General features: G+C 71.6%; 11 protein-coding genes. 3 read left to right on the forward strand and 8 right to left on the reverse strand.

Translation table 11 applies throughout. From position 1 onward, the window contains the following. Positions 1 to 9 precede the first annotated feature (9 nt). From ACQEVZ_RS53040 to ACQEVZ_RS53065, 6 genes are all read right to left on the reverse strand, one after another. The gene (locus tag ACQEVZ_RS53040) at positions 10 to 468 is read right to left on the reverse strand and encodes a pyridoxamine 5'-phosphate oxidase family protein (protein WP_433383302.1); all 459 of its coding nucleotides are present in this window, start codon (positions 466 to 468) and stop codon (positions 10 to 12) included. Positions 469 to 509: 41 nt separating this feature from the next. Beyond that, positions 510 to 899: a hypothetical protein gene (locus ACQEVZ_RS53045; RefSeq protein WP_433383304.1), complete on the reverse strand. Its 390-nt coding sequence runs from the start codon at positions 897 to 899 to the stop codon at positions 510 to 512. Between the two features lie 922 nt (positions 900 to 1,821). Then, the gene (locus ACQEVZ_RS53050; RefSeq protein WP_433383306.1) at positions 1,822 to 2,388 is read right to left on the reverse strand and encodes a DUF4240 domain-containing protein; all 567 of its coding nucleotides are present in this window, start codon (positions 2,386 to 2,388) and stop codon (positions 1,822 to 1,824) included. A gap of 37 nt (positions 2,389 to 2,425) precedes the next feature. Beyond that, positions 2,426 to 4,801 carry an FtsX-like permease family protein gene (locus ACQEVZ_RS53055; protein WP_433383308.1) on the reverse strand — a complete coding sequence of 792 codons (2,376 nt, stop codon included), beginning with the start codon at positions 4,799 to 4,801 and terminating at the stop codon, positions 2,426 to 2,428. Beyond that, positions 4,798 to 5,466, reverse strand: a complete 669-nt coding sequence (locus ACQEVZ_RS53060; RefSeq protein ID WP_344498341.1) for an ABC transporter ATP-binding protein — start codon at positions 5,464 to 5,466, stop codon at positions 4,798 to 4,800. Before ACQEVZ_RS53060 ends, ACQEVZ_RS53055 begins: the two co-directional genes overlap by 4 nt. Beyond that, positions 5,466 to 5,990 (reverse strand): PadR family transcriptional regulator, encoded by a 525-nt coding sequence (locus ACQEVZ_RS53065; protein WP_433383310.1) that lies wholly within the window; start codon positions 5,988 to 5,990, stop codon positions 5,466 to 5,468. The genes ACQEVZ_RS53060 and ACQEVZ_RS53065 overlap by 1 nt, the downstream gene beginning before the upstream one ends. 275 nt (positions 5,991 to 6,265) lie before the next feature. Here ACQEVZ_RS53065 and ACQEVZ_RS53070 point away from each other — a divergent pair, with 275 nt between their 5' ends. Beyond that, positions 6,266 to 8,113 carry a glycoside hydrolase family 9 protein gene (locus tag ACQEVZ_RS53070; RefSeq protein WP_433383312.1) on the forward strand — a complete coding sequence of 616 codons (1,848 nt, stop codon included), beginning with the start codon at positions 6,266 to 6,268 and terminating at the stop codon, positions 8,111 to 8,113. 76 nt (positions 8,114 to 8,189) lie between these two features. Here ACQEVZ_RS53070 and ACQEVZ_RS53075 read toward each other — a convergent pair whose 3' ends face one another. Together ACQEVZ_RS53075 and ACQEVZ_RS53080 are read right to left on the reverse strand one after the other, a co-directional pair. Continuing rightward, positions 8,190 to 9,128, reverse strand: a complete 939-nt coding sequence (locus ACQEVZ_RS53075) for a small ribosomal subunit Rsm22 family protein (RefSeq protein WP_433383314.1) — start codon at positions 9,126 to 9,128, stop codon at positions 8,190 to 8,192. Next, the gene (locus ACQEVZ_RS53080) at positions 9,125 to 10,063 is read right to left on the reverse strand and encodes a DUF389 domain-containing protein (protein WP_433383316.1); all 939 of its coding nucleotides are present in this window, start codon (positions 10,061 to 10,063) and stop codon (positions 9,125 to 9,127) included. Before ACQEVZ_RS53080 ends, ACQEVZ_RS53075 begins: the two co-directional genes overlap by 4 nt. Positions 10,064 to 10,141: 78 nt before the next feature. Between ACQEVZ_RS53080 and ACQEVZ_RS53085 the strand changes: the two genes are divergently transcribed. Together ACQEVZ_RS53085 and ACQEVZ_RS53090 are read left to right on the forward strand one after the other, a co-directional pair. Then, on the forward strand, positions 10,142 to 11,560 hold the full coding sequence (locus tag ACQEVZ_RS53085; protein ID WP_433383318.1) for a WGR domain-containing protein: 1,419 nt from the start codon (positions 10,142 to 10,144) through the stop codon (positions 11,558 to 11,560). A 1,060-nt stretch (positions 11,561 to 12,620) separates the two neighbouring features. Beyond that, positions 12,621 to 13,505, forward strand: a complete 885-nt coding sequence (locus ACQEVZ_RS53090) for a phosphotransferase enzyme family protein (RefSeq protein WP_433383320.1) — start codon at positions 12,621 to 12,623, stop codon at positions 13,503 to 13,505. Position 13,506: the final 1 nt, after the last annotated feature.

The raw sequence follows: 13,506 nt of genomic DNA on the forward strand, positions 1-13,506 counted from the left end.
CGGCGCGCCTTACAGCGTGACTGCGGCCCGCCCGTCGGGCCGGCTGTCGGGGTCGAGCACCCAGTGCTCACGGATCGCCGCCCGGTACATCCGATAGATCCCGTGACCGGTGACCTCTTCGATCCTGACCAGCCGCCCACCCTTCGGCACCGCCGCGGCACCATACGCCGCCGCGACCTCCGCCACGGCCTCCCCGGTGACCTCCTCCGCCACCCCACCCATGTACACGGCGAACGCCCCGCCCACCTCCACCCGCGAGTCGAACACCACCATGCTCACCTCGGGCCGCACCGCCAGGTTCCGCGAGTGCAACGTCTCCGGCGACGACATCCAGACGAGCTCCCGATACCCGTTCATCGTGTAGAAGACCGGCGACACCCACGGCTTCCCACCCGCGTCCGCGGTGCCCAGCACCACATACCGCCCCTCGTCCAGCACACCCCGCGCAGCATTCTCAAACCCGGCCATACCAACACCGTATGCCAACCCCCGGCACCCCGCAGACGCCGTCAGCGCGTCAGGACGAACGTGACCTCACCCGGACCGGCCGGATCGCGGACCCACACCTCAACCTCCACCGACCCTTCGGGCACCGGAACCCAGTGCTCGACGGCGCTGACCGTCATCCCCGCATCGAGACCGGCCGGCCCGACCTCGAGACGTCCCGTGTGCACCAGGCTCCAGCCATCGAGCACGGGCCGCCCGTCGTACACGCGGACGGTCACCGGCCCGCAATCATCACTCCAGGTCGCGACCAGCATCATGCCCGGCCCGGACACCGCCGTGTGCGGCCCACCGCCCCACTCCGGCACGCTGCAGTCCCCACCGGTCACGGACAGCCTGATCTGGCTGTACTCGGGCTCGATGCCCACCTCAAGCAACAGCTCACCTTCCGCCATCGGCTGATGATGCACGACCACGCCCATGCAAGAAACCACGCACGCACCCCGCGCCCCGCCGACAACAACCAACCCCCGCCACGATCAGGCAAGGAACAGGAGCAGCCAGCACAAGCACGCGCGACCACACCACGCACGCACCCACGCCCACACAGCGCGCCACCTACACCTCCCCCACCCAGCCCGAAGCCGCCCCCGTCGCCACGGCGGGCAAAACGCGGACCGATGCCGCGGACTCGAACCAGGCAACGCCACTTGCCGTCGTGGTCGGGACTGTGGTCGGCGTGGATGGGGCGTGGCCGGTGTCTGGGCCGACCGCGCACACCGCGGATCCGTGGGACCGCGTCGAGCAACGGCAGCAATTGACCAACATCGCTGTGGTGATCGTCGGTCAGCGTCACGGCGAACGGGACGCCGACGCGTCGGTGATCAGATGGTGCTCGCTGCCCAGCTTGCCCCGGTCGGCCGGGATCGGGCTGGTGTGCTGCCCCGTTGAGCGCACGCAGGTGCGAAGGGCGCGGCCCGGATCGGCGTGCACGCCGGCGATGAGTCGACGGCGCCGCGGACAGGTCGCAGCTCGCGGCGGAGCTCGGTGAGCGCAGCGGCGCCACCAGCAGTCCAGCCGCCCGGCGGAACGTGGCTCGGCCAGGATCAGTTGGTGCGGCTGCTGCCAGACGCCGGGCTCGGGCGACTCCTGCAACCGCCGCCAGCAGGTAGCGCCGGAGGTGCCGAACGCGGCCGCCGGCAACGCGCTTCACGACATTCCGGTCCGGGCCGCGAAGCCGAGACACGCTGAACTGATCTCGAAGGCGCGGCGCACGCGACGGTCGTGGCGAAGTCGACGGAGCTGGACGCAGTGCCCGGCCACTGTGTGTGCGGCGTCGTCAACGCTCCGGCGGTCGCCGTGGTCAGGAAAAGGCGGTCAGGACAGGAACAGGGCGGCCAACCGGGGCAGGTGCAGCCGCATCTGCTCGTCGTCCTCGAGGTCCCAGCGCTCGCCGCGAGCCGGTGACGGACGGGTCGGCGACCGGGTGGCTAACGCCTCGTCGTAGCCGGACGGGGAGCCGGTGCTGCGGGTGTAGGCCGTGCGGGCCACATACAGCATCGCCTCGCAGCCGAGCCAGCCCTTGCCGGTGGTCGCCATGCGCTGGGCCACCGGCAGGTCGGCGAGGGAGTCGGGGTCGGCGACGGCGGCGTCGAACGCGGACCGGCCCTGCAGCATCAAGCCGGCCCGGAAGTCCATGAAGCCGTCGTCGCCGCAGCCGCCCTCGATGAGATAGGCGGCGGCCCACAGCGGAGCCAGAAATGCCGAGTCGAAGACCGCCGAGAAGCAGCGCCCGAACGCGACGATCGACGAGGGTGGCAGGGCCGCGACCCGCGACAGCACCTCGCCCGGCAGCGGGTCGTCGGCCGAGTCACGATCCCCCGCCGACGACCCGCACGCCGCCCTCGCTTCCTCGATCAGGCCCCACCACTCCCGCAGCTCCATGACCGACACGCTAGCCCCGGGGTACGACAGAAAACCGCTACTCGAAGCGCAGCCCATCGGGGCGCATGAGGCGCCACAGCGCGGGCAGGCTCGCGGTGGTGACGAGGAGGACCACCCCGCCGGCGATGCCGCACACGATCGCGATGCCGGTCACGTCGACGTGGAAGGGCACGTCGACGGTGGCCAGGAGCATGGCGCCCAGGCCGAGGCCGAGACCGGTCGCCAGCACCAGGCCCAGGACGACCGGGAGCAGGGTCTGCCAGAGGATCGACCAGCCCAGCGTGGAGCGGCGGGCACCGAAGGCGACCAGCGCGGCCAGGGTCCGCCGCCGCTCGCGCAGCTGCTCGATCGTGCCGACCAGCAGACTCAGCCCGACGAGCAGGAGGGTGACGGCCGATCCGGCGAACAGGCCACGGCGGATGCTCATGAACGTGCTGTCGCGCACCTTCGAGCGCAGGATCGACACGTCCATGGCCGGGCTGATGGCCATCGCCGCGTTGCGCAGCCGCTCCTCGGCGTCCAGGCCGGCGGCCGGGTCCAGGTGGACGTAGGACTCGAAGGTGGGCTCCGCGCGGGCGGCCGGCGCGGCGGCGGGCGTGACGAGGATGCCGTCGACGTCCTGGCCCCACGGGTCCTTGCGGGCATGCGCACGGTGCGCCGTCGCCGGCACGGTCCACTGTGGACCTTGCGGGGTGGCGGACGGGTCGCCCATGCGCACGGTCCGGCCGATGAGGTCGGGACGGTCCAGCACGAACACGTCGCCGTCCGCGCAGCTCTCCAGCGCGGCCATCTCGCGCAGCACGTCGCAGTCGCCGACCCGCACTCCCACGAAGTCGTCGTCGCTGATGGAGGCGATGTCCCTCCTGTACGTGCGGACCGACGTCACTCCGGAGGCCCGCAGCTTCGCGTCGATCCCGGCGGCGTCCTTGGCCGTCGTGAGCGGGGACACGGTGAGCAGCGTGACCGCCTGCGCACGGGTCGGGTCCTGCCCGGTGTTGATGGTGAACTCGGACTCGGCCGCGGCGAACAGCATCTGCAGCGCGATCGTGCCGGCCGCCGCGACCGCGATGGCGCCGACGGCCCGCACGGAGCTGCCGCCGGACAGTTGCAGGCGGCGCACCGCCATCTGCCACGACACGCTCCCGCCGGCGCCGAGGCGGCCGACCAGCCGGTCGAAGACCCACGGCAGCAGCAGCGCCACGCCGAGCAGCAGCAGCGACACCCCGCCGACCGCCTGCCACGGGTTGAACTCGCCGTGCTTGCCGGTCAGCGGCGCGAGCAGGCCGACGCCGGCGAGCGGGACGAGCACCCGCCACCACAGGCGCCGATGGGTGCTGGAGGTGGCGCGGCGCACGACGCCGAGCGGCTCGACGACCACCCGCCGCATCGCCACCAGGGTCATCGCCAGCGCGGCCACCGGCACGGCCACGACGAGCAGCGCGAGCAGCGGCAGCGGCGGGCGCACGTCGGAGCCGTACACGCTGAGGTCGGCGATCTCGAACACCTCGACGAACTGCCGGCCGGCGAGGAAGAAGGCGCCGCCGGCGAGCAGCCCCAGGGTCGCGCTGATCACCGCCTCGCCACCGGCGATCCGGCGGGTCATGGCACCGTCGGCGCCGACGAGCCGGACGGCGGCGAGCCGCCGGTCGCGCTGCTCGCCGCCGAAGCGGGTGGCGGCGGCCACGAACATCGCCACCGGCATGAGCAGCACCACGAAGATGACCACGACCAGCATGAGCAGGAAGGGGTCCAGCGGACGGTGCACGCTGCGGCTGCCGTACGAGTCGATGCGCTGGACCTGCGGCTGGCCGAACGCCAGGTCGCCGCGCTGGGCGTAGAACACCAGCTCGTTCGGCCCGGAAAGACCGGCCTTGCCGATCGTGCCCGCCACGGTGCCGGGCATCCGGTCGCGCAGCAGCGCGCCGTCGGAGGAGGCGAGCAGGTCCCGCAGCGCCGGCGACACGAGCATCGTGCCGGGCGCCGGCATCGCCTGCACGCCGGGCGGCAGCACCGGGTGGGCGCCGTCGGCGCGGACGAGCCGGCCGCGGACGTTCTTGCCGTGGAAGGAGGTCGCGAGGTTCAGCGTCAGCACGGTCGTGTCCCCGGCCGGCAACTCGTCGCCACCGTACCGGTCGTCGTCGCGGGCGGCGGTGCGGTCGCTGCGCGCGTCGAGCATCGTCGGGATGGACACGGACAGCAGCAGTACCGCGACGCCGAGTCCGACGCCGACGGCGGTGAGCGCGGTGCGCAGCAGCCCCTCCCGGCCGCCGCTGAGCGCGAGCCGGACCCCGAGGCCGATCTCCGTCGCCCAGCGCCGCAGCCGGCCGGCCCGCACGGGACCAATTTCCGGCTCGTGCCGGCCCGCCCCGCCGATCAGAGCGGCCGGGCCGGCGCCGCCGGACACGGCGATCATGACTGCCTCGCCAGGTCGAGGGCCTTGCCGTCGCGGACGACGATCTCGCGGTCGGCGTAGGCGGCGACGCGGGCCTCGTGCGTCACGAGCACGACGGCGGCGCCGGTGTCCCGCGCCGCCTCGGTGAACAGGCGCATGACCCGCTCGCCGTTGAGGGAGTCCAGGGCGCCGGTCGGCTCATCGGCGAAGACGACCCGCGCGCCGGTGACGAGCGCCCGGGCGACGGCGACGCGCTGCCCCTGGCCGCCGGACACCTCGCCGGGCCGCTTGCCGGCCACGTCGGTGATCTCCAGGCGCTCCAGCCACCCGGCGGCGCGCCGCTGGGCGTCCTTGCGCCGGTGGCCGGACAGGCGCAGCGGCAGCGCCACGTTCTCCAGGCAGGTCAGCTCGGGCACGAGCTGGCCGAACTGGAACACGAAGCCGAACTCGCCGCGCCGCAGCGCGCTGCGCCGGGCGTCGGACATCGCCGACAGCTCCTGGTCGCGGTAGAGGACCTGACCGCCGTCGGGGCGGACGATCCCGGCGAGGCAGTGCAGCAGGGTCGACTTGCCGGAGCCGGACGGCCCCATCACGGCGACGACCTCGCCGGCCGCGACCGACATGGAGGCGCCCGACAAGGCCTGTGTGGATCCGAACGACTTCGTCAGGGACACGGCGGAGAGCATCAGGCACGCACCTTCCGGGCCAGGTCGTCGAGGCGGGCGGCGGTGAGCTCCAGCCAGCGCAGGTCGGCCTCCAGGTGGAACAGGGCGTGGTCGCAGATCAGCTGGTCGGCGAGGTCACCGCCGGTCTTGCGGCGGGTCAGCTCGCGCATGAGGCGCAGGTGCTCGGCCCGCTGCGTGTCCAGCAGTTCGGCGGCGGGGCGGCCGGTCAGCAGCGCGAGGATCACCTTCATGTAGAGGGTGTTCTGCAGGTACGGCTCGGGCTTCTCCGGCGAGGCCAGCCACCGCTCGACGTCCGTGACGCCGGCCTGGGTGATCGCGTAGCGCTTGCGGTCCGGGCCCTCGCCGGGCTCGACGCTGTCGACGGTGACCAGGCCGTGCTTCAGCAGCCGGGACAGGGTCGAGTAGACCTGCCCGTAGGCGAGGGGGCGGTCGCTGCCGAACCGCTCGTCGTAGGCCCGCTTCAGGTCGTAACCGTGGCGGGGCTGGGACTCGAGCAGCCCCAGAAACGCTTGACCGATGGACATGAGGGCGACTGTACACCATGTGTATACCTACGTTGTATACACGCGTTGTAGAGCCACCGAGCTGGGCGGATGCGCAGAACGTCTCATGCGTTTGGAGGAGACGATGTGCCAACCGCCGCCGTGCTGAGTGGCCTAGGTCACAGCACGGCCGTTTTGTCCAATTCAACCGGCATGTCGCTCGGTAGGTTCGCCCGGACACGCCGCTGATCACCCAATTTCTCCCCCTGGAGGAACGGTGGCGCGGGTGCTGCAAACCCGACCGAGAAGGAGAGCCGGTGCGCCTGCCGACCCTGTCCAACAAGGCCAAACTCGCTGCCATCGCGGCGATCGTGGCGGTCCCCGCCGTCGCCCTGCCGATCGCGTTCGCCTCCAAGGACGGCGGCCTGCCCGGCGTCGGATCCGGTGGAGCCGACGCCGCGTACGCGTTCCCCGCCACCCCTGACCAGATCCCCGACACCCCGGTGCGGGTCAACCAGGTGGGTTACCTGCCCAACGGCCCGAAGCTGGCCACCGTCGTCAGCGACTCGAGCACCCCATTGCCGTGGCAGCTCAAGGACAAGGCCGGCGCCGTCGTCGCCTCCGGCGAGACCACCCCGCACGGCATGGACCCCAGCTCCGGCCAGAACACCCACACCGTCGACTTCAGCTCCTACAAGGGCAGCGGCAGCACGTACACCCTGGAGGTCGACGGCAAGGCCAGCCTGCCGTTCGACCTCGACCCGAAGGCCTACCGCCAGCTCGCGATCGACGCCATGTCGTTCTACTACCCGCAGCGCAGCGGCGTCGCCATCGACAACAAGATCGCGCCCGGCTACGGCCGCGCCGCGGGCCACACCGCGGAGACCCCGAACGGCGGCGACACCAAGGTGCCGTGCGCGCCCGGCTCCTGCGACTACACCCTCGACGTGACCGGCGGCTGGTACGACGCCGGCGACCACGGCAAGTACGTCGTCAACGGCGGCATCTCCGTCGCGCAGCTCATGAGCTCCTACGAGCGCTCCCCGAAGGCCGCGAAGGCGCGCGCCCTGCGCCAGCCCGAGACCGGCGGCAAGGCCCCCGACGTGCTCAACGAGGCCCGCTGGGAGCTCGACTTCCTCATGAAGATGCAGGTCCCGGCCGGGCAGAAGCTCGCCGGCATGGCGCACCACAAGGTCCAGGACGTCGCCTGGACCGGGCTGCCGACCGACCCGGCCGCCGACACGCAGCAGCGGGTGCTCAAGCCGCCGTCGACCGCCGCGACCCTCAACCTGGCCGCCGCGGCGGCGCAGGGCGCCCGGGTGTTCAAGGACTACGACCCGGCCTACGCCGAGAAGCTGCTGACCTCGGCCCGCGCCGCGTTCGCGGCGGCGCAGGCGAACCCGAAGGTCTACGCGCCGGACTCCGACTCCACGGGTGGCGGCGCGTACGGTGACACCGACGTCGACGACGAGTTCTACTGGGCGGCGGCGGAGCTGTACATCACCACCGGTGAGAAGAAGTTCTCCGACGTCGTGACCGCGTCGCCGGTGCACAAGTCCGACGTCTTCGCCAACGCGTTCGACTGGCGCGCCGTCGGCGCCCTCGGCCGGCTCGACCTGGCGACGATCGACAACAAGCTGGGCGACCGGGAGCGGGTGAAGGCCAGCGTCGTCGCCGGCGCCGACAAGCACCTCGCCACGCTCACCTCGCAGGCGTACGGCCAGGCGTACGCGCCCAACGGCGGCTACGACTGGGCGTCCAACAGCCAGATGCTCAACAACCTCGCGGTCGTCGGCACCGCGTTCGACCTCACCGGCGAGGCGAAGTACCGCGACGGCGTCCTGACCGGCATGGACTACATCTTCGGCCGCAACGCGCTCAACCAGTCCTACGTGACCGGCTACGGCGAGAAGGCGTCGAAGAACCAGCACAGCCGCTGGTACGCCAACCAGCTCGACCCGAAGCTGCCCAACCCGCCGCGCGGCACGCTCGCCGGTGGACCGAACTCGTCGCTGCAGGACGAGGTCGCCTCGGCGGCGCTGAAGGGCTGCAAGCCGCAGCTGTGCTACATCGACGACATCAAGTCGTGGTCGACGAACGAGCTGACCATCAACTGGAACTCGTCGCTGTCCTGGGTCGCCTCCTTCGCGGCCGACCAGACCTGACCCTGACCGCCTGAACGACGGGCCCGGCCGATCACCACGATCGGCCGGGCCCGCTCGTCGTCGGCCGCCGCGGCGGTCACTCCGATGGCTGGGGCCATTCGTCGCCCCATTGAGCGTCCCGGGCCTGCTTGTACCGCGGACCCTCCCGCTTGGAGACGAGCGTCGGGCCGACCGTGGTGTCCGGGTTGCAGACCTGCAGCGTGACCAGCCCTTTGCGGAACGCGGGGTGCCGCACCACCCGCCCTTGATCGTTCGTGGCCGCCACGTCTTTCGTGACGGCCACGTAGGAGAACTTCTCGTCCTCGTAGCCGAGCTCGGCGGACTTGAGCCGGCGGTGCAGCGCGGAGCGGTTGATGCGGGCGGTGAAGTGGCACCAGTCCTTGCCCGTCATCCCGCACGCCTGCTGGTGCGGGCAGGGCGCGGCCACGGTCCAGCCACCCGCGATGAGGCGGTCTCTCGCCTCGAGGATTCGCCGGTACCCCAGCGGGGTGCCCGGCTCCACGATGACCACCGCCTGCTCCGCCGCCGCGCCAGCGGCTTCGACGAGGTCGCGCTGGGCGTCCTCGGTCAGCTCGCCCAGCACGTACGACACCAGCACCATGTCCACAGTGGACAACGGCTCGCCGAGGTGCCACTCCTGCCACGTGGCCCGCGGGAGCATGCGCTGGCCGAGCTTCAGCGCCTCCGGCACCTGGTCGAGGACGGTCATCTCCTGGATGCCCGGGAACCGCTCGATGGCCGCCCAGGTCGCGGCGCCCGAGCCGCCGCCGACGTCGAGGATGCTGCGCGGGTCGACGCTGTCCCCGAGCTGCTCCAGCACGGCACCTACGGCGGCGTGGGTGGCCGGCATCCGGTAGGCGGCGTACGCGGTGGCGTCGACCATGTTGCGGATCAGCGGCTCGTCGGCGGGGCGGCCGCTGCGGTAGTCGGCGATGAGGCGCTGCACCGACTCGGCGAGCCGCTTCGGCGGGACTGGCTCCAACAGCCGGTCCAGGGCTTCTCTGAGGTCCGTCACTGCCGTGCCGCCTTCCTTGCCGTCATGGTCCAGAACCAGCGTTGGGCGAGCAGGGTCAGCAGGCCCGCCGTGATGATGGCCGCCAGGTTGAGCAGCAGCTGCACCGCCGAGCCGAGCGCTTCGTCGGGCACCCGGTACGCGATGGCGACGGCGACGTTGGCGGCCGCCGGCACGGTCGTCACCGAGATGAGGACGCCGATCAGCGGGCCGGCCTTCGACGACGTCAGCGACAGCATGCCGGCGACGCCGGCGAGGAAGCCGACCACCCAGGACAGGGCGTCGGGGCGCCAGATGAAGTCCGTCATCGGCCGCTCCTGCAACAGCATGCTCCGGTTGACCAGGCCGGCGAGGTCGAGCAGGAACGTCGCGCCGACCGTCGCGAGCATCGCCGTCACGAAGCCGACCGACAGGGCGAGCGCGGATTTCTTCACAAATATCGGCCTTTTTCGAACAATTCCCACGCACAGTGCGGCAAGAGGGCCGAACTCGGGGCCGACCACCATCGCACCGACGATGAGAATCGGCTGGTCGAACAGCACACCGATGCCCGCGATGATCGCCGCGATGGCGAACATCAGCAGGTACGTGCCGGACAGCTCCGTCTCGTCGCCCGTCTTCTGCTCGATCTCGTCCCAGACGACCGCGTCGCCGGCCAGCCCGGGCGCGGCGTCGGCCGCGACGGCCGCCACGTGCGACAACGCCACCTCGACCTGGTCGATCGCGATCGAACCGGTCTCGTGGATCTTCAGCTTGCGCAGCGCCGACAACACCGGGCTGCCGGCCTCCCGGACGACGTCGCAGAGCACCAGGTCGCCGTCGGGCTGGCGGGCCGCGCCGGGCAGCACGACCAGGTTGGTCGCGCCGGGGGCGGCCTCGATGACCCGGACGACGTCGTCGGTCCGGTCCGGTGGGGAGATGACCCGCAGATGCAGCACGCCTGCGATTTTTGTCGGTGGTCGTCGCTACGCTGTCGGCGCCCCCTCGTTGGTTCGTACTTTGAAAGGCCGTGACCGATGCCCCAGACGACCTATCTCGAGCTGTCCGAGGACAGCGGCAGCGCCCACAAGTTCTATGAGGTGACCGTCGACGGCGCCGAGATGTCGATCCGCTATGGCCGCATCGGCGACCCCGGCACCTTGAAGACCACCACCTACCCCGACCACGCGAAGGCAACCGCCGAGGCCGCGAAGAAGATCGGCGAGAAGACCCGCAAGGGCTATGCCCCGGCCGTCGCCGGCCAGCGCGCCAAGCGTTCCGTCTCCCGCCGCGTCATCGTCAGCGCCCGCTCCACCGCGAAGACCGCGCCGCTCCTGTGGCGTTACAAGTCGGGCTCCTCCGCCTTCGGCATCTTCGTCGACGACCGCGTCTGCATGGTCGGCAACGAGGCCGGCGTCGTCACCACCCTCACCCACGACGCCCAGGTCGAGCGCCAGTTCCAGCTCCCCGACGGGGTGAAGTGCATCGTCGCCGACGACGACTGGCTCTATGCCGGCTGCGACGACGGCAACGTCTATGACCTCTCCGGCAAGGTCCCGCGCCTGGCCTATTCCATCGCCCCCGACATCGACATCTACTGGCTCGACATCCACGACGGCGTCCTCGGCGTCGCCGACGCCAAGGGCGGCATCTGCAGCATCGACCACGAGGACGACTTCCTCTGGCGCCGCCAGGGCAACGGCTCCAGCGGCTGGATGGTCCGCTGCGACGACAACGCCGTGCACCACGGCCACAGCAAGGGCGTCACCAGCTATGACTGGCGCACCGGCAAGGAGCTGTGGAACCAGCCCACCCGCGGCGCCGTCCTCTTCGGCTGGCAGGAGCGCGACACCCTCTACGCCGGCATGTCGTCCAACTCGGTCCTGTCCTTCACCAAGAGCGGTCAGACCGCCGTCACGTACCGCTGCGACAACACCATCTACTCCTGCGCCGCCGCCCCCGACGGCCGCTACGTCTTCGCCGGCGACTCCAGCTCCTCGGTGTATTGCTTCGCGGCCGACGGCACCCGCCTGTGGAAGCTCGGCACCGGCTGCGGCAGCGCCTACTCGATGCAGTATCACGCCGACCGGCTCTACATCGTCACCACCGACGGCTCCCTGGCCTGCATCGACGCCAGCGAGGAGGCCGTCCGCGCCGCCGAGCAGGGCGTCGTCCCCGAGTATGTCGACGTCAAGGCCCCCCGCATGGAGGCCGTCGCCCCCTCCACCACCGTCGAGGTCGCCACCGACCCCAGCGACGGCATCATCGTCGAGTGCTTCGAGGAGGGCGGCCGCCTGCGCATCCGCGTCGTCTCCCCCGGCTACCACCAGGACTGGCAGGTCCAGTTCCCCAAGGGCATCCGCGAGGCCCACGCCCGCTACGTCGTCCCCGAGATCCGCGAAGCCTCCCGCGGCGGCTTCTACCGTGCCCACGGCGACATCCGCCGCCTCGTCTGACCCGAGCCCGCCGCGCGCCGGTCCGAGGGCCTCTCCCCCTCGGCCCGGCGCTGCGCCGGCTCTGACCACACGCCCGCTCCGACCACACACCCGCCCAGCGCTCACCCACGCCCCCGCCTCAGTCGCACCCAGCCGGCACCGCACCCAGCCCGCCACCGCACACAACCCGGCACCGCGCCCCGTCCTGGCACGGCACCCGGTCCTGGCACGGTGCCCGGCCTGGCACGGCACCCGGCCTGGCACGGCACCCGGTCCTGGCACGACACCCGGTCCTGGCACGGTGCCCGGCCTGGCGCGGCACCCGGCCTGGCACGGCACCCGGTTCACCGGCTCTGACCACACACCCGCTCCGACCACACCCGCCCGGCGCTCACGCACAGCCCCGACTCAGTCGCACCCGGCCGACACCGCACACAACCCGACATCGCGCCCGGCCTGACGCGGCACCCGGCCTGGCACGGCGTCCGATTCACCAGCTCTGACCACGCATCCGCTCCGACCACACACCCGCCCGGCGCTCACACACAGCCCCGACCCAGTCGCACCCGGCCGGCACCGTACAGCCAGGCACCGTGCACAACCCGGCATCGCGCCCGGTCTGGCGCGGTGACCGGTTCAGTCGCGCCGATCTGGTCGCGCCGATCTGGATCACGCTCGACCAGGCGTGCCCAGAGCAGCGGCGTAGTGGGCTGTGGCCGGCTGGCCCTGACACGCCGAAACGGACCGGCCGCGATACCCCCAAGATGGACTGGCCACGCCCCGCGTGCGGGCGCCGCGGGTCCCCACGGTGCAGCGAGCCCTCCACCGCTAATGCCAGTTCGGGCAGTGCAGGCAACCCCTCCCCGCCAGCAGGACCGAATCACCCCATATGTGCACGTAATTCCCCGCGGCCCGTCTGATCCGAGGACCTCCACGCCGGTGGCGTCAACCCAGCGCCGTGATCCATGGACGGGGTTGGTCGTTTGCGCGGCCGGATTCGTCCGTGGATCACGGCGGCGGGGAGGCGGCTCGTCCGGTGCTCACGCCAGGCGCCGCTCGGGGTGGGGCAGAGAATGGGGGTATGGAGGCTGCGGTGCGGTGGGTGCGGTCGTTGGCGGCGGCGGAGAGTGTGGCGCTGGTGGTCGGAGGGCGCTGTGGGTTGCGGGTGACGGGGTGCGAGCTGGTCAGGTCGCTGGTCAACGACGTGTACCGGGTGGACGTCGAGGGCGGCCTGGTCTATGCGTGCAAGGTGTACGCCGCCGGGAAGGCGCATGTCGCGTGGGAGCAGGATCTCGCGGTGCACCTTGCGGCGGCGGGGGTCACCGAGGCGGTGCCCGTTCCGATGGAGGACGGGACGCTTGTCGGGGAGATCGAGGCGCCTGAGGGGGTGCGGCAGTTCACCGTCACGGTGTGGATGCGGGGTGGCAAGCCGCGGCCGCCGTGGTCCGGGGAGTTGTTCTTCCGGTACGGCGCGGCGCTCGCCCGGTTCCACGAGGCGGCGGACGGGTTCGGCAGCACGCATCCGGCCAGGACGTACGATCCGGTCCGCACGCTGGACGACGCGTTGTCGTACATCGGCGACCCCATGGTGCACGAGATCGCGGAGCGGGTCAGGCCGCTGCTGGACGGCATCGGCGACGTCGGGGTGCGGCACGGGGACGCCAGCCTGGACAACGTGCACCTGACCGATGACGGCAGGATGCTGTGGCACGACTTCGACCTTGCCGCCGTGGGGCCGCGAGGGGCGGACCTGACCGGGGCGTATGCGAGCGGGCACTGGCCGGCGTTCGAGGCCGGGTACGCCTCGCGACGGCGGACGACCGGCGACGTGCGGGCGCTGCGGGTGGTGGAGCTGGTGCGCAACATCGCGTGGCACCTGCGGGACAAGGTGGAGTTGCGGGGCACGGAGTCGACGGCCGAGGGCTGGGTCGAACGCGAGCTGCAGAGCCTGCGAGATCTGCTGTAGG

This window comes from Dactylosporangium sp. CA-152071, from assembly GCF_050936335.1.
Lineage (GTDB): Bacteria > Actinomycetota > Actinomycetes > Mycobacteriales > Micromonosporaceae > Dactylosporangium > Dactylosporangium maewongense.

Bases quoted from the DNA above. Each gene is read 5' to 3' on its own strand.
- ACQEVZ_RS53050 (WP_433383306.1), bottom strand. From the start codon at position 2,388: ATGGAGCTGCGGGAGTGGTGGGGCCTGATCGAGGAAGCGAGGGCGGCG.
- ACQEVZ_RS53090 (WP_433383320.1), top strand. From the start codon at position 12,621: ATGGAGGCTGCGGTGCGGTGGGTGCGGTCGTTGGCGGCGGCGGAGAGT.
- ACQEVZ_RS53040 (WP_433383302.1), bottom strand. From the start codon at position 468: ATGGCCGGGTTTGAGAATGCTGCGCGGGGTGTGCTGGACGAGGGGCGG.
- ACQEVZ_RS53045 (WP_433383304.1), bottom strand. From the start codon at position 899: ATGGCGGAAGGTGAGCTGTTGCTTGAGGTGGGCATCGAGCCCGAGTAC.
- ACQEVZ_RS53060 (WP_344498341.1), bottom strand. From the start codon at position 5,466: ATGCTCTCCGCCGTGTCCCTGACGAAGTCGTTCGGATCCACACAGGCC.
- ACQEVZ_RS53065 (WP_433383310.1), bottom strand. From the start codon at position 5,990: ATGTCCATCGGTCAAGCGTTTCTGGGGCTGCTCGAGTCCCAGCCCCGC.
- ACQEVZ_RS53085 (WP_433383318.1), top strand. From the start codon at position 10,142: ATGCCCCAGACGACCTATCTCGAGCTGTCCGAGGACAGCGGCAGCGCC.
- ACQEVZ_RS53055 (WP_433383308.1), bottom strand. From the start codon at position 4,801: ATGATCGCCGTGTCCGGCGGCGCCGGCCCGGCCGCTCTGATCGGCGGG.